At 45.5% G+C, this 20,080-nt stretch carries 14 protein-coding genes; 12 read left to right on the top strand and 2 right to left on the bottom strand.

Going from position 1 to position 20,080, the window contains the following annotated elements; all coding sequences use genetic code 11:
* Positions 1-104 precede the first annotated feature (104 nt).
* The 6 genes from EV213_RS16055 to EV213_RS16030 all read left to right on the top strand — a co-directional run bounded on the left by EV213_RS16055 (position 105) and on the right by EV213_RS16030 (position 10,182).
* Positions 105-1,238, top strand: a complete 1,134-nt coding sequence (locus EV213_RS16055) for an alpha-L-fucosidase (RefSeq protein ID WP_133581573.1) — start codon at positions 105-107, stop codon at positions 1,236-1,238.
* Positions 1,239-1,342: 104 nt separating this feature from the next.
* Positions 1,343-3,253 (top strand): amidase family protein, encoded by a 1,911-nt coding sequence (locus EV213_RS16050; protein WP_243740212.1) that lies wholly within the window; start codon positions 1,343-1,345, stop codon positions 3,251-3,253.
* A gap of 399 nt (positions 3,254-3,652) precedes the next feature.
* Positions 3,653-5,134 (top strand): extracellular solute-binding protein, encoded by a 1,482-nt coding sequence (locus tag EV213_RS16045; protein WP_133581572.1) that lies wholly within the window; start codon positions 3,653-3,655, stop codon positions 5,132-5,134.
* 262 nt (positions 5,135-5,396) lie between these two features.
* Positions 5,397-7,679: an AraC family transcriptional regulator gene (locus EV213_RS16040; protein ID WP_133581571.1), complete on the top strand. Its 2,283-nt coding sequence runs from the start codon at positions 5,397-5,399 to the stop codon at positions 7,677-7,679.
* A gap of 113 nt (positions 7,680-7,792) precedes the next feature.
* Positions 7,793-9,250 carry a catalase gene (locus EV213_RS16035; RefSeq protein ID WP_133581570.1) on the top strand — a complete coding sequence of 486 codons (1,458 nt, stop codon included), beginning with the start codon at positions 7,793-7,795 and terminating at the stop codon, positions 9,248-9,250.
* 164 nt (positions 9,251-9,414) lie between these two features.
* The gene (locus EV213_RS16030; protein ID WP_424923067.1) at positions 9,415-10,182 is read left to right on the top strand and encodes a methyltransferase domain-containing protein; all 768 of its coding nucleotides are present in this window, start codon (positions 9,415-9,417) and stop codon (positions 10,180-10,182) included.
* 345 nt (positions 10,183-10,527) lie between these two features.
* On the opposite strand, the gene EV213_RS16025 is transcribed toward EV213_RS16030, so the two are convergent.
* Positions 10,528-11,736 carry an MFS transporter gene (locus EV213_RS16025; RefSeq protein WP_133581568.1) on the bottom strand — a complete coding sequence of 403 codons (1,209 nt, stop codon included), beginning with the start codon at positions 11,734-11,736 and terminating at the stop codon, positions 10,528-10,530.
* A gap of 243 nt (positions 11,737-11,979) precedes the next feature.
* Here EV213_RS16025 and EV213_RS16020 point away from each other — a divergent pair, with 243 nt between their 5' ends.
* On the top strand, positions 11,980-13,137 hold the full coding sequence (locus EV213_RS16020; protein ID WP_243740210.1) for a 1-deoxy-D-xylulose-5-phosphate reductoisomerase: 1,158 nt from the start codon (positions 11,980-11,982) through the stop codon (positions 13,135-13,137).
* A 109-nt stretch (positions 13,138-13,246) separates the two neighbouring features.
* On the opposite strand, the gene EV213_RS16015 is transcribed toward EV213_RS16020, so the two are convergent.
* Positions 13,247-13,984, bottom strand: coding sequence for an AAA family ATPase (locus EV213_RS16015; RefSeq protein WP_133581566.1), 738 nt, complete (start codon positions 13,982-13,984; stop codon positions 13,247-13,249).
* Between the two features lie 152 nt (positions 13,985-14,136).
* Between EV213_RS16015 and EV213_RS16010 the strand changes: the two genes are divergently transcribed.
* The 5 genes from EV213_RS16010 (at position 14,137) to EV213_RS21235 (ending at position 19,852) form a co-directional block, all read left to right on the top strand.
* A complete protein-coding gene (locus tag EV213_RS16010; protein ID WP_133581565.1) occupies positions 14,137-15,771 on the top strand; it encodes a YndJ family protein in 1,635 nt (544 codons plus the stop codon).
* Positions 15,772-15,789: 18 nt separating this feature from the next.
* Complete coding sequence (locus EV213_RS16005; RefSeq protein ID WP_133581564.1) at positions 15,790-16,593, top strand: hypothetical protein; 804 nt, start codon at positions 15,790-15,792, stop codon at positions 16,591-16,593.
* A gap of 577 nt (positions 16,594-17,170) precedes the next feature.
* A complete protein-coding gene (locus tag EV213_RS16000; protein WP_133581563.1) occupies positions 17,171-19,171 on the top strand; it encodes a S9 family peptidase in 2,001 nt (666 codons plus the stop codon).
* A 273-nt stretch (positions 19,172-19,444) separates the two neighbouring features.
* Complete coding sequence (locus EV213_RS15995; RefSeq protein WP_133581562.1) at positions 19,445-19,633, top strand: hypothetical protein; 189 nt, start codon at positions 19,445-19,447, stop codon at positions 19,631-19,633.
* A 90-nt stretch (positions 19,634-19,723) separates the two neighbouring features.
* The gene (locus EV213_RS21235) at positions 19,724-19,852 is read left to right on the top strand and encodes a hypothetical protein (protein WP_279512771.1); all 129 of its coding nucleotides are present in this window, start codon (positions 19,724-19,726) and stop codon (positions 19,850-19,852) included.
* The last annotated feature ends 228 nt before the right edge of the window (positions 19,853-20,080 follow it).

The raw sequence follows: 20,080 nt of genomic DNA, 5'->3' as shown, positions 1-20,080 counted from the left end.
CCATTGTAAAGGGTTTTTTCATTGTATAACGACTTGTTTATTGAACATTCTTTGTATTTTTAATGATCAGTACCTTTTAATGCAACGCTAGTGATGAGAACTATATGCACTATTTTAATCCAGACCTTTATGACGCAAAGAAATGGGCAAAAGAGGCAAAGGCAGCGGGCATAAACTATGCGGTGATTACAACCAAACACCATGAAGGGTTTGCCATGTGGGATAGCGCATTGACGAGCTTTAAGGTGACAAATTCGCCGATTGGTCGTGATTTGCTTGCGGAGTTTGTCGATGCATTTCGGGAGGAAGGCATTAAAATTGGCTTTTATTATTCTTTAATTGACTGGCACCATCCTGATTTTACTCTTGATGGTTTGCATCCACTGCGCGACGATATGGAGGCGCGTGAAAAGTGGAAGGGGGACATGGCGTCTTACCGAACATTTATGCATGGTCAGGTGAAGGAACTGCTCACCAATTACGGGCATATTGACTATATGTGGTTCGACTTTTCATATCCAGAGCGTTTTGAATCCTGGGCGCCAGGAAAGGACAAAAATGATTGGGCATCCGAGGAGCTGGAGGAGCTCGTGCTTTCATTGCAACCGCATATACTCTTGAACAATCGAATTGACCTTGATCGTGGCGTTGTCACACCTGAACAATATCAACCGCAGCATGCAATGACAAAAGATGGAGAAGCCGTCATCTGGGAAGCATGCCAGACGCTCACAGGAAGCTGGGGGTACCATCGCGACAACCTCGATTGGAAAACACCCGACATGCTTGTGAAAATGCTGATTGATACAGTTTCAAAGGGTGGCAATTTGCTATTGAATGTCGGACCAAACGGACGTGGTGAGTTTGAAGCAAAGGCGTCCAAAACGCTTGCCGACATCGGAGAATGGATGCGCCTGCATGAGCGGTCCATCGTTGGCGCGGGCGAGAGTGCCATTGAAGCGCCAGAACATTGCTGTGTGACGCAAAAAGGGCAGGTGCTTTATATTCACCTCTTCTCTTGGCCTATGAAACATGTCCATGTGAAAGGCTTGGAAGGACAAGTTGCTTATGCGCAATTCCTCAATGATGCTTCTGAGGTGCACTTCATGGAGCATGAGCCAGGGAAAGTGCGGTCTCATATTCATGCAGAGGTCACCCCAGGGAGTGTGACGTTTGAGCTTCCGATTCAGAAACCAGACGTCCTTGTCCCGGTGATTGAAGTCTTTTTAAAGCCATAATGAATGAAGTTTGTAAGATTCCTTCACATGAGCGCTATGCTGTGAAGGGATCTTTTGTCATGTGTCGAATTAAGCATGTCAAACGAAAAGAGAGGAGTGTTGGGATGAGAAGAGCTGCAATGCTAGGTATGCTTATGCTTTCTCTGCTTGTGTTCGGTGGTTGGGGGAATGCGACAGCTGCGACACCCTTTGACACAGCTAAAGAACGAGGGTGGCTAACAGACAATGTGGCCCCGGGAGACGAGGCAACGGTTGAGCTATTTTCAGAGCTTTTGTCTGGCGCAGAGGGAGAGGCGCGAGGGCGTTCTGTACAGCTAGATACCACGTATAGTGGCTCTTTGGAACGGGAGGACGCAGCGTATCTTCTCCAGCAATTTGCTGGCTGGGAGGATGTGTTTGCACCGTACATTGATGTACCAGCAGAAGCACAGGAAGCTGGAGCCATTGGGGCTTTAACACAAAGAGGGATCCTACAAGGACTTCCGAATGGAACCTTTGGGTATGGAAAAACATTGACAGCGAGTCAGGCAGCGACACTTGTCACCAGATACTATGAAACAATTAAACCAGTAAAGCTCCAAGAAGCAACCATTCAAGAGCTTCAAAACATGCTTGAGAACGGGCAACTTACGTCCGTTGAGCTCGTCGATTTCTATTTGGATCGCATTCAGCGGTACGATCAAAAGGGACCGGCACTCAATTCAATTATAACGATCAATGAAGAAGCTAGAGGTATAGCGGCGCAGCTTGATAAAGAACGAGCAATGCGCGGAGTAAGAGGTCCTCTTCACGGCATACCTATTCTTGCAAAGGATAATTTTGATACGGCAGGAATGCCTACAACAGCAGGGTGCATTTGCTTAGCCGAATCGATTCCCCCAAATGACGCGCATCAGATTAAACTTCTTAAGGAAGCAGGGGCCATCATTCTAGGCAAAACAAACTTGCATGAATTTGCTGTAGGGTATACAACAAGCGGTTCAATGCTTGGACAAACACTCAATCCGTATGACCTTCAGCGTTATCCAGGGGGCTCAAGTGGTGGTACAGGCGCAGCAGTAGCGGCCAATTTTGCTGTGGCGGGGTTAGGCTCTGATACGGGGGGCTCTATCCGGGTGCCTTCATCCATGAACAGCCTTGTCGGCATTCGACCTACAGTTGGTTTATCAAGTCGTGACGGTATTATCCCATTGGCTTTGACGCAAGACGTCGGAGGTCCAATGGCGCGAACAGTGACCGATGCAGCCATTCTATTAGAAGCCACTGTTGGCTATGATGCGAACGATCCTGTGACAGCGTGGAGTGATGACCAGATTCCATCAAGCTACCTAGAGTCTTTACAAGCCGATGGATTAATAGGCAAACGGATAGGATTGCTCACACAGCTCATGGGAGACAATACGTCTGTAGCCGTAAAACAAGTCATGAATCAAGCCATTGTGGATATGGAAGCTCTTGGTGCTGAAGTCGTTCCCATCACGCTTTCAGATTTTGATGATATTATGTCCTATTCCAGTCTAAGTGGATGGGAGTTTAAGTTTCAGCTGAACGACTACCTAGAGTCGCTAGGCGAGGAAGCTCCTTATAGTTCACTAACAGAGATTATTGAAGCGGATGCGTATGATCCAGCCATTGAAGGACTACTAAAAGCAAGGGATTCACGTAAATCCTTAAATGAAGAAGAATACAAGGATGTTGTGCTTTTCAGAACGAAGCTGACTCAAGAAGCATTACTTACGGCAATGGCCAAACAATCATTGGACGCCTTTGTCTATCCAACATCCTCTCACCCAGCAGCATTGATTGGTGAGGAGCAACTAGTTGGAACGAATGTCCTGCTTAGTTCGTTTTCTGGCTTTCCTGCTATCACCGTTCCGGCAGGCTTTACTGCAAAAGGGCTTCCGGTTGGCATTGAGTTTATGGCACGGAAGTTTGAAGAACCTGTGCTGCTCAATGTTGCCTATAGCTATGAACAGGGCACGCTGCACCGTCGTTCGCCAGTGCTATTGCCGTAGGGTCCATCATAAAAGTGACAATGCCCCCTTTTGTTAAAAAAGGGGGTTTCGTAGTTTACAGCAATCCATACAAAAGTTCACGTAAATAGATATATATGTGAGCGATTGTCATCTCTCGAAGCTGTTGTGCGACAAGTAATTTAGCGCTTGCAAAAAGCGATGCCATCCAACGGACAGCTGTGACTAGCGGCTTTTCAATCTAAATAGATCATTTTTCGGCACACTTTTGAGGTATCTGTGCATGCTGGATGTCATTTTTGAGTATATTTTTCAAGTAAGTTTAAAGGATCAACAAACAATCATTAACTAAGATTGACGTTTTATTAGATAATGATTGTATCTTTTTCATTGCCACACAAGTAATGTTATAGCATATCTTTTGATTTTAAGGAGGAGCTTATGAGAAAAAAAGTAGGGGTCTGGTTTATTGCTGCATTGCTTTTGGTAGCTGGATGCGCAAATAATGAAAGCGCTTCATCGGGTGGGAGTGAGGGCGGAGAAAATACACCCTTTTCTTTTTCACTATTGTTGAATTTGCACACTCCCGAAACACCTAATGAACGACTTGAAATAATGATGGAGGAGGCGACCAATACCGAGCTCACTGTTCAATGGACACCATCAAACACGTATGGTGAAAAGCTGAATACGGCTTTTGTCACTGGTTCCGCACCTGAGGCAATTCTTGTTAATACCGCTGAGCTTATTCTCTTCAAGGAATCAGTAAGGGACGGGCAATTTTGGGAGCTTGGTCCTTACCTTGATGACTATGAAAATTTGAGCAAGCTATATGATGAAACGCTAGACAATGCAAAAATAGATGGGAAGTTATATTCGCTTTATATGGGAAGACCGCGCTCACGAACAGGGCTCATCTATCGAAAAGATTGGGCAGACAATCTTGGGCTTGATGCCCCAACGACAACGGATGAGCTTTACAATATGTTGAGAGCGTTTACAGAAGATGATCCAGATGGGAATGGCAAAGATGATACGATTGGATTAACCGATCGTGCAGGAATAGGGACATTCCAGGCAATGGGCACATGGTTTGGAGGACCGAATATGTGGGGAGAGAAGGACGGAAAAATCCTCCCAGAGTTTATGTTCCCAGAATACAAGCAAACACTGAATTATTTTAAAGACATCTATGAAAACGGCTATATTAACCAAGATGCCCAGGTGACGAGCAAAACGGATCAACAGGCAATGCTGAAAAATGGCACTGCTGGCGTATATATTGGCACTATGGGTGATGTGCTTTCGCTGTATGATGATGCAAAAGCGATAAATCCGGACGTGGAGTTTGATGTCCACAATTATGTAGAGGGACCAGACGGAACATTTGGCGTCCGTTCGAACCCTGGGTATGGAAGCTTAATCATGTTTCCAAAGTCAGCAGTTGAAACTGAAGAAGAGCTAAAAAAGATTCTGGAATTTTATGATTATCTGATGACTCCAGAAGGAGCTAATCTGATCATTTGGGGAGTCGAGGGCGAGCATTACGAAGTGGTTGATGGCAAGGCTAAACAAATTGAAGAGAACCGAACGTTAATTGACAATCAAGTTACACCATATTCTGCTTTCGAAATTGGTGAGCCTGCTACAAGCGGGCGATATGAAGGAGCCTTTGATTATGAGCCGCGTGCAAAGGCAGAAGAGCTTTATAAAGACAATGCGCAGTACGCCGTCATGGATGCATCCTTAGGGCTAGATTCAGAAACCTATATTACGAAATCTGAAAGCCTGATGCAGATAATTGAAGATGCAACCTTTAAATATGCTTTAGGTCAGATTGATGAAGAAGAGTTTGATGAAGCCATTGAGGAATGGAAAGCAGCTGGCGGGCAACAAGTGATTGATGATTTCAACAATCAATAACATGTATAGAAGCCTCTAATTCATTAATCCAAGACGAGAATAATGTAAAAAAGCCTGAACGACTACGAAATTCACTCGGAATTTCATAGGACAGTTCGGCTTTTTTTCTTTCTTGAGATGAACTGAGATAGGTCAACGTGAAAGTTTAATGTATAGGTAAACCTTCTCTCGAATTTACATGATGAAAATTTAGTGGGAAGGAAATGTTAAGGCACATCCCGAAAATATAACTATGTAAGGGTTTTCGTAAAGGAGGGACTCGATGAGTACATTTAAACGAATGCTCGTTTCCTATGTGTGTATTTTACTTATTCCGCTATTTACTGGCCTCATATCCTATTATGTGTCTGTGTCTGTCGCGAAATCAAATGCAGTCGATTCTAGTCTGGCTGCACTCAATCAAAGTCGTACGAGTATTGAAAATCGTATGCTTGAAGTGGAAAGCTTCATTCGTGAGCTCTCTTTACAACCTAACGTCAATCGGCTGCTGGCAGGAGGACCATCTCTAGAGGATCAGGTGATGGACGTACGATCGGTCACAGAGCAGCTTTCCGTGTACGCCTCCACAAACCAGCTCCTAGACTATTTACAGCTTTATATATGGGATGCTGATATGGTATTGATCCCCGGTTCGGCGTATGCGAGGCCACAGCATTTTTTCAATGAACATCGGATATTAAGCATGACCTTCCAAGAGTGGCGTGATGAAATGATTTTTCAACCACACAATCATCGTGTACGTGCACTATCGCTTTATAATTGGAATAAGCGCACTATTCCAATGGTGACGTTAATGCAGTCTCTTCCTTTCCATAGCAATGGCAATGTGAAAGCGACTGTTTTGATTCCAATTGAGAAGTCGTGGTTCCAGCAGCAAATGAACTCCTTCGTTCTACCAGGGGGATGGGCTTATATTAAAGACGAACATGGCAACCTTCTGGCGAATGCAGGCATTAGCTCTAACGAAGTATACACCAAAGATTTTAGTGATGAGGAGCAAGTTGTTGAAAAGAGAATGAAAAATGGTGAGGACATGTATATCATCTCCGTAACATCTGATCAAAGTGGCTGGCAGTATGTTGCGTCTGTTCCAAAAACCAGTCTTTTAAAGGGCGCGGATTTTATTGGTCGTATGACATTCGTCGTGATGTTGGTCACTCTTTTAATTGGTGGGGTCATTAGTGTATTGCTTGCGAAGCGACATAGCTCACCTATTGCAAAGCTAGCGACCCTTATTCGCGAGCACTTGGACCACTCAAAGCGAAAAGAAACGAACGAATATGCTTTTCTTGAAGGAAACTTAGCGAAGTTGATTAAACGAAATAATTCGCTTGCACAAGAGCTAACGCAACAAGAACGATTGCAAAAGGATGCGTTTTTGCGCCGACTAATCCATGGTGAATTCCATTCCCGTGATGATCTGCATGCGTCTGCCTTGGATGCAGGAGTTACGCCTGAAGACTATGGTGTCGTTTTGCTTCTGAAAATCCACGGCTATGAACAGATGGAGGGGACGGAAGTCTACGATGAGCTTTCGGCAGCAAAGATTATCGTCAAAAATCATCTGCAACATTTTTACCCTCAGCTACTGACTGTTGATCTGAATAAGGATGAAGTTTTGATGTGGATCGTGCTTCGACCAGATAAGACAACTGTTACAGAAAATACTCTTCGTGAGCAGTTGATACAAGAACGGGACGAGCTACCTGTCGAATATGGATTGGACGTTACTTACGCGGTTGGGCCATTAACTTCGCTACCCGAAACTGGAATGTCATATGATATGGCGCGTCGTTTGCTTGACTATGCGATCCTAAAAAGTGAACCAGGTGTGTATTGGCATAGCGACTATGACGTGTCCAGTCCGTTTTTAAATTATTCTATTGAGATGGAAGTACGGCTTTTTACAGCCTTAAAATCAGGTGAGGTAGAGGATGCCCTTCAACTTATTCGTGACATTTTGAATGCACAGGTTCAGGAGAAGCAACATCCTATGATTGCTCAACAAGTGCTGTCTCAGCTGAAAGGCACTTTCATGAGAGCCTTGTCACCTCAGGCGATGCAGCTGCAAAGCGATGTCCAGCTTCAACAAAGGTTGTTCAGCCTCGAAATGGCTTCTGGAAGTGAGTATGTCCTGCATGTATTCTCTGACATTATTCACACGTATGCTACACAACAAAGGCAGGTTAAAGAGGCTGCTGGAGAAGAAGTGCTTGCGACGATGATGCACTATATAGACCAACATAGTCATGACGCCAATCTTTCGAATTATGATATTGCGAAAGCAATCGGTAAACCTGAAAAATATCTTTCACGCCTATTCCAAGAGCAAAGGGGGCACTATATTGCTGAATATATTGAACACGTCCGTCTGGAAAAGAGCACCATTCTTTTGACGTCGACAGAAGATACGATTCAAGACATTTCGGAAAAAGTGGGCTACAATAGCTCGCATTCCTTTCGTCGGGCGTTTAAACGAGTGTTTGAAGTGACCCCTGCTCAATATAGGAGTAGTTTAGGGAAATCAGCACGAGACACCACCTGAAAAGGAACAACACATTCGTAGTTGACCTGGACGTCGTTTTAAATTAGAATTTATTTAATATCAAATTATAATTAATATAAATAAAAATTCGTTATAAACAATGAGGAGGCTTTCTGTTGAAAAAACACTTAACGACGAATCAAGGTGCACCCATCCAAGACAATCAAAATTCTCGATCTGCCGGTAGTCGTGGACCACTTCTCTTAGAGGATTACCAACTCATTGAAAAGCTCGCCCATTTTGATCGTGAACGAGTGCCTGAACGGGTTGTGCATGCAAGAGGTGCTGGCGCTCATGGAGTCTTTAAAGTAACCGATAGCATGAAAAAGTACACGAAAGCGGCTTTTTTACAGGAAGTTGGTCAGGAGACCCCTGTGTTTGTCCGGTTTTCTACTGTGATTCACGGGCAGCACTCACCGGAAACCCTTCGAGATCCACGTGGCTTTTCCATTAAATTTTATACGGAGGAAGGCAACTATGACTTCGTTGGGAACAACCTCCCTGTTTTCTTTATCCGTGATACGATGAAATTCCCTGACATCGTGCATTCGTTAAAGCCTGACCCACGAACAAATATTCAAGATCCAAACCGCTACTGGGATTACATGGTGAATTCACCGGAGACGACAAACATGCTTGTTCATCTCTTTACAGATGAAGGCATTCCAGCCAACTACCGTGAAATGAGAGGGTCAAGCGTTCATGCCTTCAAATGGATTAACGAAGCAGGAGACACGGTGTATATCAAGCTTCGCTGGGTACCGAAAGCAGGCGTTCGCTCGTTAAGTGCGGAGGAAGCAGAAAGCATTCAAGGGAAGGATTTTAATCACGCAAGTGCCGACTTGTATGAAGCCATTGAGCAAGGGAATTACCCGGAATGGGACCTTTATGTACAGGTGCTGAAGCCTTCAGACATTGATTCATTTTCGTTTGACCCATTGGATGCGACGAAGGACTGGCTTGAAGAAGACATTCCTTATGAGCGCGTCGGTACAATGACGTTAAATCGTAATCCTGACAATGTGTTTTCAGAGACAGAATCCGTTGGCTTTAATCCAGGTGTGTTGGTGCCAGGTATGCTGCCATCCGAGGATAAACTGCTGCAAGGACGTTTATTCTCTTATTCTGATACACAACGATACCGCATTGGAACCAACTATCAGCAATTGCCAATTAACTGTCCGTATGCGAAGGTGCAAAATTATCAGCGAGACGGTCAAATGCCGATTCATCAGCAAACCGATCCGATAAACTATGAGCCAAATAGTGCTGAGCATACACCGAAGGAAACAGACGATGTGGTCGATGAACGACAGCCGATTGAAGGTGTGGCAGGTCGTCAGGCGATTGATAAAACAGACGAGTTTGGTCAAGCAGGACGCGTTTGGAGAAGCTACAGCGATGAAGTGAAGGATCAGCTCGTCAAAAATCTAGTGAATGAGTTTAAACAGATTCAAGATGAGAAGACGGTTCTTCGAGCGATCTGCAATTTCTACCGAGCAGACGAAGCGCTTGGTCATCGCCTTGCAGATGCAACTGGCGTTGATATTTCTCCCTATGTAAACAAGTAAAATGGATCGTGTTTTAATAGAAGGCGTCATCTTTATGGGATTGATCATAGAGCTGGCGTCTTTTTGACGATTGAAGCCAGGGAATGAGAAGAAAACCTTGTTGCGGGGAGGAATGACACCAAAAAGGGTCATTTGCTACAATACGAAAGAGCAAAGGAGTGAAAATTATGGCAGATGCATCCTTTTTAACTTTTGTTAGCCAAGGAACGGAAACCGATTTTTCAGGCTGGGATTTCTCCTATATTACGAAAACGGGTCGGATGGTTGAAGCTCCATTGCCCTGGTCTTATGGATCACGAGTTGTGGATTTGATGTCGAAAAGCAACACACTGCTAGATATGGGTACGGGTGGAGGAGAGTTTTTGGCAAGCTTAAAGCCTTTGCCAGCCACCGTCCATGCCACAGAAGGATATGCCCCCAATATTGACGTTGCTCGAAAAACGCTGGAGCCCTTAGGAGTGAGAGTGGCCGTTTTAGAAAACGAAGACCGCTTGCCATATGAGGACGGGACGTTTGATCTCATCTTAAATCGGCACGAATATTATCATCCTGAGGATGTCATGCGTCTTTTGAAGCCTGGGGGCGTGTTTCTCACACAACAAGTGGGCGGAGAAGACAACAAAAAATTTCATACATTGCTTGGTGCGCCAGAAAAACATACGTTCGATGATTGGCATTTGGCGAATGCAAGGAAACAGCTCCATGGTGTCGGTTTTTCTATAGAAAAGGCGGAAGAGGCGATGGTGAATCAACGCTTTTATGATGTGGGTGCCATTATTTATTATTTGAAGGCCGTTGCTTTCGAAATTCCGGACTTTTCAGTAGAGCGGTATCGAGAAGGACTTGAAGCCATTCATAGCTCAATTAACGCTAATGGGTTTATCGATATCCCGTCGCATAGGTTTCTGCTGCAAGCTAGAAAGCCTATTTAAACGTTTAATGAATTGCAGTGTTTCACCATGGGAGTTCTGAAAACGCAAACATACGCAGGATAATAAAACAAAAAAAGCCCCATCGGCAGTTGAACCGATGGGGCTTCTTGTTCATTTAATCTTTGTTCCATGCCTTTTTAACAACACGAGTCGCGACATACAGAAAGCCTAAAAACAAGAGTGAAAAAAGAACGAAAGTTAAAAAAGAGCCGAAGGTAAATGTACTCAAGGTGGTCCCCCGTTTCGCAACTCTAGAATAAAGGATTTAAAACTAAACCGGCAATTTCTACTATGAGTATATCATAAGAAGGAGGGTGAAACCTCCTAAAATTGGATGAATGTCCCTTAGGTAGTATGGCGTGAACCCGTGGGCTTGGCAGCATGTGAAAAGACGGCCGCTAGCAATACAGCTGCGAGGACGATAAATAGTGCACGCAATAAGCCAATTTCATCTCCTACAAAGCCTAACATTGGCGGGCCAACCAAGAAAGCAACGTAACCGGTCGTGGACACTGCTCCGACCCTGACCGCCATTCCTCTTGGGTTGTCGCCTGCTGCAGAGAGGCCAAGCGGAAAGCCAAAGGCGGCTCCGATGCCCCAAAAGACGGCCCCGACAGCTGCCGCGGTAAAGCTAACGCCGGAGATAATAATCAACATACCAATAATGGCTGACAAAGCCGCCAAGCGCAGCACGAGGACACGTCCTAAACGATTAACAAGTGCATCGCCGGTCGCCCTCCCAATCGTCATCGCAGCTAGGAAGACGCCAAATATGATGGAGCCTGAAGCTTCAGTAACGCCATATCCATCGACCATGATGAGAGGAAGCCAATCGTTTGCGGACCCCTCGGCAAAAGCCATGCCGAGCACGAGAATGCCGAGCATGACCGTACGCGGCTCTTTCCAAATCGCCAGACGTTCTTTTGACGTCATTGTCGGCTGCTGTTCGTCTCCTGCGGTTTCTTTTCCAGTACCCTCTGGAATAAAACGTGCAAGATACAAGGCGCTTCCAAATACAATAAACGCAATCACAGTAATATGAACAAACACAGATAAATTGAGCCATAACGCAAGGGCGCCAAGCAACGCTCCCACAAAGGTGCCTAGGCTGAAGGATGCATGGAAGCTTGTTAAGATAGATTTCTTTACTGTATGCTCAATGGCGGTACCTTCGACATTCATCGTTACATCCGTCAAGCCATTGCCCATTCCAAAGATGAACAAGCCGATAAAAACGAGAATGGTCTGAGGGATAAGAGAACCTCCGGTACCTAGGACGATCAACCCGAGTGAACAGAGTGAAAGACCAATGACGAGATTGGGTCGCCCTCCAAATCTCGCAATCAAGGGACTGGCAAAGAGCAAGCCAATAATAGAGCCAGACGACATCCCAAATATAATCCATCCCATTACAGACGTAGAGGCGTCAAGTGTGTCGCGAATCGTAGGAGTTCGAGAAACCCACGATGCGAGAGCGAGTCCGGGAAGTGCGAAATAAAAATACGTGGCTACACGCCAGAGTAGCAGTTGACGTGTTGTTAATTGTTGTTTCATATGTAATGATCCCCCTCAGGCGGATGAGAAATGCCTGCTTCCTTTGTGCTTTTTCTTGTCCGGTGCTTATTGCCGATATGGCAATTCTGCGCAGCCTTCGAAAATCGTTTAAAAATTTCTGATTGATCGTATCATGAAAGCCTATTTCCAACAACTTAAAAACAATAGACCTTCGAGTTCTGAACTGTAGTATGCTATATTGAAGCAAATGATATGGGACGGATAAATGGAGGCTTATTATTAATGAAGAAAATTGCAATTATTGGAGCCACAGGTTCAATTGGCACGCAGACACTGGATGTCATTCGCCAGCACCCTGAGGCATTTGAAGTGGTAGGTTTAACTGCGCAGAGTCGAGTGAAGGAACTCGCCTCCTTTGTCGAGGAGTTTAAGCCTGCAAAGGTCGCTGTTGGCTCGAAAGAGAAAGCGAAAGAGCTCCAGACGTTAATTTCGACTTCCACAACGATTGTGTATGGAGAGGAAGGGTTGATGGAGGTTGCCGTTGATTCTGGTGCGGATATCGTTTTGATGGCCATTATCGGCTCTGCTGGAATTCTTCCAACCATTGAGGCTCTGCAAGCAGGCAAAGACGTGGCGATTGCCAATAAAGAAACGTTGGTGGCAGCAGGGGAAATTGTCATCGACGTTGCTAGACGCTCGAAGGGAGAGCTCATTGCGGTTGATAGCGAGCATTCAGCAATTTTTCAAGCTTTGTCAGGACAATCACTTGAGGATGTCAGCCGTTTGATCGTAACCGCATCTGGGGGAGCGTTCCGCGATAAAACGCGAGAAGAAATGGCGCATTTAACCGCAATTGATGCATTGAAGCATCCAAACTGGGCAATGGGTGACAAAATTACAATCGATAGTGCAACCCTGATGAACAAAGGGTTTGAAGTGATGGAGGCGCACTGGCTGTTTGATATTTCGTATGACAAAATCGATGTGCTCGTGCATAAAGAAAGCTATATTCATTCTATTGTCGAGTACCATGACGGATCGATGATGGCTCAGCTTGGTGCCCCCGACATGCGTGTCGCCATTCAATATGCGCTCCATCACCCAAGACGATTGAAGAGCGACTTTAAGCGTTTGGATTGGACAAACATAGCCACTATGCATTTTGAACAGCCTGATTTCACTCGTTTTCCTTGTCTACGCTACTGCTATGAGGCAGGCAGAGCAGGCGGTACGATGCCAGCCGTACTTAATGCGTCCAATGAAGTGGCCAATGCCCGCTTTAGAGAAGGAAAAATTGGCTTTTTAGATATCGAAAAAGTAATTTATGAAACGATGGCCCAACATACAATTTCATCATCACCTTCATTAGAAGAAATTCTTGCTGTTGACGAAGAGGCGAGACGGATCGCTGAGGGAATGGTTAAGGCTAGCCAAGGATAAACATAAAAAGCGCGTGCTGATGGTAAATCATCTGCACGCGCTTCTTTGATGGGGCAATTGTTTAGATGGTGCCGCTTTTCTCCGCATCATTAAATGGGATATGTAGTATTCATTGTCCTGCTTCTTCTTCCTCTTCCTTAAAAAGCTCATGCAAAATCCGCTCGCGGTGATTAACAAAATATTTAGTCACGCTGTAATGCTCGGTGTCTTCGTACGCAATAGCCTCTAAAGGAGCAGCATCAAAATTATAGATGGTGGCTCCTGGGTAGCCGAGTAAAATAGGGGAGTGGGTCGCGATAATGTACTGAGCTCCATCTACTTCTGTCGAGTCTTTAATAAGCCGCAGCAAGGAAAGCTGTCGTTGTGGCGACAGCGCAGCCTCAGGCTCGTCCAGCAAATACAACGCCTTGCCGTTGAATTTCTCTTTAAATAACCGCATAAAGCTCTCTCCGTGAGATTCAGAGAGAAGCGATTTTCCACCAAAAGATATGAGCAAATTAGGGTTTTGGTCCAAGTAACTGGCGAAATTGTAAAAGCTTTCTGCACGAAGAAAAAAACCTCTTCTATGCTTTGGTAGCCAGGACAATCGAATGTAGTCGCCAAGACTCGCTTCTGAGCGATGGACGTCATACATGTGATTCACGCCGCCTCCTGCTGTGTTAAACCCTGCTTTATCAGCGATGGCCTCTAAAAGGGTTGACTTGCCTGAGCCGTTTTCACCAACAAAAAACGTCACCTCCGTTGGGAACGTCATTTCATGAAGCTGGCGAATGACAGGGATGGAGAGCGGGTATTTAGAATAGGAAGTCGCTTTTTCATGGAGAAGTGTAAGACTTTTTAGTGACATGAGCACACCTCATCGAATATGAATGAAATTCAAAACGAACGATACAACGTTCGTTCTATGACAATATAGAAGCTAGTAGTAAATGACCAATGTCAGTCTATGGAACATGATACACTGTTTAAAAGGGCTTTTCTACATGGGGGTTTACGATAATGACAGCTTGGATCGCGGTGTTCGTTTTTGCTGCATGGGTGCTGATTGCTCGCCCGGAGCTGATTGCCGTGGCATTGGGATTTGCTTTTCTTGTTCTTATCCCAATGGCCTTACGACTTATTTTCCGAGATACGGACACTTCACATGGAGCAAATCGGTTGCTGGCTTGGCTGACCAAGACGGTGATTGTGTTTGCGGCTTTTGGTGTGCTTTCGCTAGTGCTTCCAAAAGGCATGCTTGCTGGGATCGCCGCGGTGATTTGGCTTGTCTTCTGTTTATTGTGTGCGCTTGCTGGGCTAGGGCGTCTAGCAGCACGAGGGTTTGTTCATTTAGAGGAATTTACGCTTGATGCGGCGCTCATATATCTCGCTGCTGGTGGTGGATGGCTCGTGCAATCACGTGGTGACCTTTCCTACTTGCTTCCATATCCTGGAATCATAGTTGATTTAACGGCTATTCATTTCCATTATGCGGCATTTCTACTACCGGTGATTGTTGGCTTGTTCGGACGCTGGTTGAGATCACTTTATGGAGAGATGCCGCTACTTTATCCATATATGGTCTATGGCGTATTGGCAGGTATGGTGCTCGTGGCGATAGGGTTGGACCAAGGCCCGCCTGTAGAAGCGATCTTAGTTGTGGTGTATGCGGTCATTCTTCTGCTTTTATCAGTTTGGCTCATTGGGTTAAGCATTAAACGAATGAGGGGGATGGCAGCCTTCTCGGCTTTTTTTGCTAGTATGATTATGATCTTCACTATTAGCCTCGCTATTGTGTATAGCGTAGGGCGAGCTGCTGGTCATAGTATTGTCTGGATTCCGGAAATGATTCAGTGGCACGGCATGCTTAATGCGTTTGGGTTTGCGACGCTTGGACTTATTGCTTTTTCGCGTTTGTCCCTGACTCAAGCTTGGGCACATGTTGCGTTTCCAATTAGTTCTGTACGAAGCCCTCGTCACCCCATCTTGAAAGAATCGCAAAACAAGCATCAGGAGCCCGTCGGATTAATTCCTTCATGGGAAGCAATCACGTCTCCTTCCTTTCAACACGAAAAAGTCAGCCCTCTCGTCCGCCGTTTTTATGAAGAACCAGGGGCTTTTCATATGAAGGCGGATCTCCAGTGGCAGCGCGGCTTTCACGCCTTTTCGCACCTTTCCAGTCGCATCACGCAACGATGGGGACAAATCAACCTCCCGCCATCGCGCGTATTAGAGATGACGGGGAATGTATCAAAATTAAGTGACGCGGATGGTCGCGTGGACGTGCGATTTTGGGACCGTCGTGAAACCAGTACGGGAAACTCGATTTTTAAAGCGCTGTATGCCTATCATGTTCATGGCAATGAAACGTATATGAATGTGGCTCTACCCCTCCCAGGAGGTGTGCTCACTGGGGTTTTAAAGCCTTTAAATGAAGGGAATGCGCTCGTGTTAACAGGTGTTCGAAGGAAGAGCGGCTGTGGGGATGAAGGGCTTTATTATACCATTGGTAGATGGACTTGGAGACTGCCGTTAAATGAAACCTTTTTGATCGTTGAAAAAGGGCCAACCCAGCTGAGAGCAAACCACCACATGACGCTGTTTAGTCGATCGTTTATAAAAATTACGTATGAGCTGCAGCTTATAGAAGATTAGTAGAAGGAGATGATTTTTTTGATTAAACATGAGGTTGTCAAAAGCATGGGCATGTTCAAAGCGTCTTCGGCAGCATTGGTTGTCAAAAGTCCGACCAAAATGTTGGAATGGTTCGAGGGGACGAAAGACCAGCAGCCAGTAAGTGCAATCACACCGTTTTCTGTTCCTTCCCTCCGTCCGTCCTTCTATGGCTTGGCTCTGCTGATGGTGATTACAGAGGAGGGCGTGCCGGTTGATATGCCGGTCTATCAATTTTTGTATGACATCCCACAATCGCAGCTCGGTGGCATAAGCTTTCGCCACCTCGCAACAGGTACTGCCCCAGCATTTATTGGTCCAGAACGATGGACGTCGGTGACATTGATGGCATGGCTTGTAGAGGCGATGTCTGGAGATACAGTGGATGCGTTTTTACAAAAGCGTGTGTTTCAAGCCATGTCTTTTGGATCTACTGGGGATTGGGAAGCCCCACCAGTGAACAGTGACAATGAGGAGATACACCCTTTTTATATCCACGCGACAGACCTTTGCAATTGGGGTCAGTTGTTTCTTCAAAGAGGGCGATGGAACGATGAAATCATTGTCCCTTCAAACGTGTTTGCCTTAATCGATGATCTCCATAAGGAGAATGAGCACTCCAAAGAAGTGCTTGGATGGACGGTTACACCATATGGGTATGCTGTGACCGATGGATCCGGCTCAACTTGTGCCATCCACTCGACACATAATGGTGTGGCTGTGCGGTTGTTAAACGGATGCAGGAGTGATCAGAAGGACTCTTTCGCAGACGTGTTCGCACGTTGGTTGCAGGATGCTGAATAGCTCGGAATCGGAGGTCTTTTGTGAGGGAAACAACAGAGAAAAACGCGCCAAGCAGGTGTCGAGCTTGATAAAGATAGGTTCGCTCATTCATGCAAAAGAGGTCTTGGGTTTGACAAAATCCCCCTGTCGCGTTATAATGGAACTATTCGTTTGTCCCCTTTCCCCACATGGCTTTTCCCACAAGAGACTTTTTAAAGTCTACACAATAACCCCTCAATTGTGTAAAGAAACCCAATAAAAGTGTAAGAGCGATGGTAGGAAAGAAAGACCGATTCACACTGGCACAACCATGGAGTTGTAAGGACGAAAGAGAGGTAGGGCTTTCGTTGTATTAGGTTTTAGATAAGGATGCTGCTTTAGCTAGTGGGCAACGATATAGTATGCTGCGCTGTGCGCCTCTAAATTTCTACGAGGCGAAACAGCGCATTTTTATTTTTGGGACATTGGAGGACCGTTCGATACTGTTTTTAATCTTGAATAATGCGATAATTCGGATCGTTTCGCTTGTGTTGCTTTTAGTGAGACTGCTATGCTCTTGTAAATGACTATGCGTTGTAGTCAAACAGGAGGGCTTGTCATGAATGAAAAAAGAGGAGTCACCGCAAAGGATCTGTATACGCTTCGTTCTGTGGCTGACCCAAGTTTAGCTCCGGGTGGAGAGGAAGCGGTATATGTACTTACAACAATGAATGAAGAGAGAGGTGAGTACGAGGCACATCTATATCATCTGAAGCTTGAAGGAGAAGAAGCTCCGGTCTCTACTCAGTGGACCTATGGAGAAGCGAAAAATACATATCCGCGATGGTCACCAGATGGACAACAGCTCGTGTTTTTGTCCGACCGTAACGGCAGCAATCAGCTTTACGTGCTCCATCGCTCAGGTGGGGAGGCAAGGCAACTCACTGATGAAAAGCAGTCCGTTAGCCGGCCGATCTGGTCGCCGGATGGGACGAAAATCGCTTTTTCAATGACGAAGTCCTCTAGTGAAGAGGAGAAGGAGGACGAGCAAAACAAGAAAGATGAGAAAGAACATCCGAAGCCTCATGTGGTCGACAAAATGAAATACAAATCGGATGGTCAAGGATTGCTTAAAGAGGAATTTGCTCATGTGTATGTCATTGACGTCGAGAATGGTAATGTCGAGGCTATTACAGAAGGTCCGTACCACCTTTTAGCAACAGACTGGTCGCCAGACAGCAAACAGCTTGTCGTTATCGGGACACGTCAAGAAAATACGGACGAAGTCTTCACGAATGATGTCTATGTCGTCGATGTTGCCTCAAAGCAATGGAAGCAATACACAAACGAAGAGGGGCAATTTTCGGGTGCCGTTTTTTCCCCAGATGGTGGTTCCCTCGCCATGTTTGGAACGAATTATGCATATAAAAATGCCTCGCTTCCGAGACTGTTTCTTTTGCGTTTGGCAGATGGAGAAAAAACGTATTTAACTCAGGATTTAGATCAGCCATTGATGGATTTGGCCATTGGTGATTTTCATCAGCACGTGTCTGCTCCAGGGATTCACTGGCAAAAGGATAGCCGCCGTCTTTTCGTGCCTGTTTCTGAGCATGGCAATAGTTCAATCTACACAGTTTCCATTGACGGGGCGTGGGAGCGGGTTTTACGCGGAGAACACCATATTTATGGACTGAGCTATGATGCAGAGAGTCAGCAGGCTCTTTTAGCAGTGAGCACACCTACTCATCCAGGAGACGTGTATTTATGGGACGCTAGCCAAGAGCAGTCTACCCTTACATCGTGTACTGAAGTGAACGAAGAGGCAGTGAAACAACTTCAGTTTTCAACGCCTGAATCGTTTTGGTTCAAAACAAGCGATCAGCTTGATGTACAAGGTTGGATTATTCCACCAGTGGGTTACAAGGAGGGAACGAGTTATCCTCTCATTGTAGAAGTGCATGGAGGGCCACACGCCATGTATGCCAATACCTATTTTCATGAGTTCCAAGTGCTTGCATCCAAGGGCTATGGCATACTGTATTGCAACCCGAGAGGCAGCCACGGATACGGTCAGGACTTTGTGGATGCTGTACGCGGGGATTATGGCGGCGGCGATTACAGGGATGTGATGGAGCTCGTGGATGACGCGCTCGCAACGTACAATTGGATTGACAAAACTCGAATCGGACTTACTGGAGGGAGCTACGGTGGCTTTATGACGAATTGGGCAATTGGGCATACCGATCGTTTCAAAGCCGCAGTTACTCAGCGCTCCATTTCTAACTGGGTCAGCTTTTATGGGGTCAGTGATATCGGCTACTATTTTACTGAATGGCAGATCAAAAGCGATCTTGATGATGTTGAGACACTTTGGAATCATTCGCCTCTAAAGTACGTTGACCAAATGCAGACACCTCTGTTAATCATGCATGGAGAAAACGATGATCGTTGCCCAATTGAGCAGGCTGAACAGCTCTATATTGCTCTGAAAAGGAAAGGGCGCACGACAACGTTTATTCGCTTTCCAAAAGCGACACACAACTTGTCCCGTACCGGGCATCCGCATTTGCGTATTGCACGACTTGACGCTATTGGAGAATGGTTCGACGAATACCTCTAGCATCGAAAAAGCACCATAAGGGGAAGGTGGCCTTACGGTGCTTTATTCAACCCTAACAAAACATGTGCCAATGCCATCCTCATTCAAGTGCATAATATGTCACAAATATATGGATATTATTCAACAAATGGGAAAATAGACTACCTTCATAGACAGTCGCCCTGTATAATGAATTTTGCATTCATATAATAAAGCCATCATTACAAGGTATCATGGTTTAGATAAATGTCTAGTATATAGAAAATTGAATCCGGAGAGCTGGAGGTGTCCGCATTGTCGCCATTGTTATACATAGCGTTGGCCATACTCGTCGTTGCCTCATTGGTAGGTACGATTATGATCGGTATGAAACCAAAGGATGAGCGCTATACGTCTGGTCGGAGTTTGTTTATTCTTATCATTATTTATAGTGTATGTTTCATTGCTATCCTTGCCGTGATCCTTTATTGGATCTTCTTCTAAACGATTTAAGGTTTTCTTAAGGATTTTTTATAGGGAGGTTTATGTGTCTCCTTTACACTTTCATTAACAGCAAGTAAAGGAGCGATTAAAATGAGTCGTTGGCTAATGGGTATTTTCTTTCTCGGCGTTATTGGAATGGTGACCTTTGGCATTATGCAAGGGGCTAGTACTTCAGTGGAGCAGGTAGATACGGTAGAACAATCGATGGAAGCGAACTAAACTCCTCCGCAAAAAAAGCGGAGGGTTTTTTTAGGCTGATGAGAAACGCTCGCTTTCGTCGTTGCTGTGCCTTGTTCGGTGCTCATTGCCCATATGGCAACTCCGCGCCTCCCAAGGCTTTGCGCCTCGAAAGACAAGCGTTTTCATTCAGCCTAAAAGGGGGGTGAGAAACGCTCGCTTTCGTCGTTGCTTTGCCATGTGCGGTGCTCATTGCCCATAAGGCAACTC

This window comes from Aureibacillus halotolerans (assembly GCF_004363045.1).
Classification (GTDB): Bacteria; Bacillota; Bacilli; order Bacillales; family DSM-28697; genus Aureibacillus; species Aureibacillus halotolerans.
Note: the sequence above shows the minus strand (reverse complement) of the source record. Positions and strands in the feature narration are given on the sequence as shown.

Bases quoted from the DNA above. Each gene is read 5' to 3' on its own strand.
- EV213_RS16000 (WP_133581563.1), top strand. From the start codon at position 17,171: ATGAATGAAAAAAGAGGAGTCACCGCAAAGGATCTGTATACGCTTCGT.
- EV213_RS16055 (WP_133581573.1), top strand. From the start codon at position 105: ATGCACTATTTTAATCCAGACCTTTATGACGCAAAGAAATGGGCAAAA.
- EV213_RS16025 (WP_133581568.1), bottom strand. From the start codon at position 11,736: ATGAAACAACAATTAACAACACGTCAACTGCTACTCTGGCGTGTAGCC.
- EV213_RS21235 (WP_279512771.1), top strand. From the start codon at position 19,724: ATGAGTCGTTGGCTAATGGGTATTTTCTTTCTCGGCGTTATTGGAATG.
- EV213_RS16015 (WP_133581566.1), bottom strand. From the start codon at position 13,984: ATGTCACTAAAAAGTCTTACACTTCTCCATGAAAAAGCGACTTCCTAT.
- EV213_RS16010 (WP_133581565.1), top strand. From the start codon at position 14,137: ATGACAGCTTGGATCGCGGTGTTCGTTTTTGCTGCATGGGTGCTGATT.
- EV213_RS16040 (WP_133581571.1), top strand. From the start codon at position 5,397: ATGAGTACATTTAAACGAATGCTCGTTTCCTATGTGTGTATTTTACTT.
- EV213_RS16045 (WP_133581572.1), top strand. From the start codon at position 3,653: ATGAGAAAAAAAGTAGGGGTCTGGTTTATTGCTGCATTGCTTTTGGTA.
- EV213_RS16020 (WP_243740210.1), top strand. From the start codon at position 11,980: ATGAAGAAAATTGCAATTATTGGAGCCACAGGTTCAATTGGCACGCAG.
- EV213_RS16050 (WP_243740212.1), top strand. From the start codon at position 1,343: ATGAGAAGAGCTGCAATGCTAGGTATGCTTATGCTTTCTCTGCTTGTG.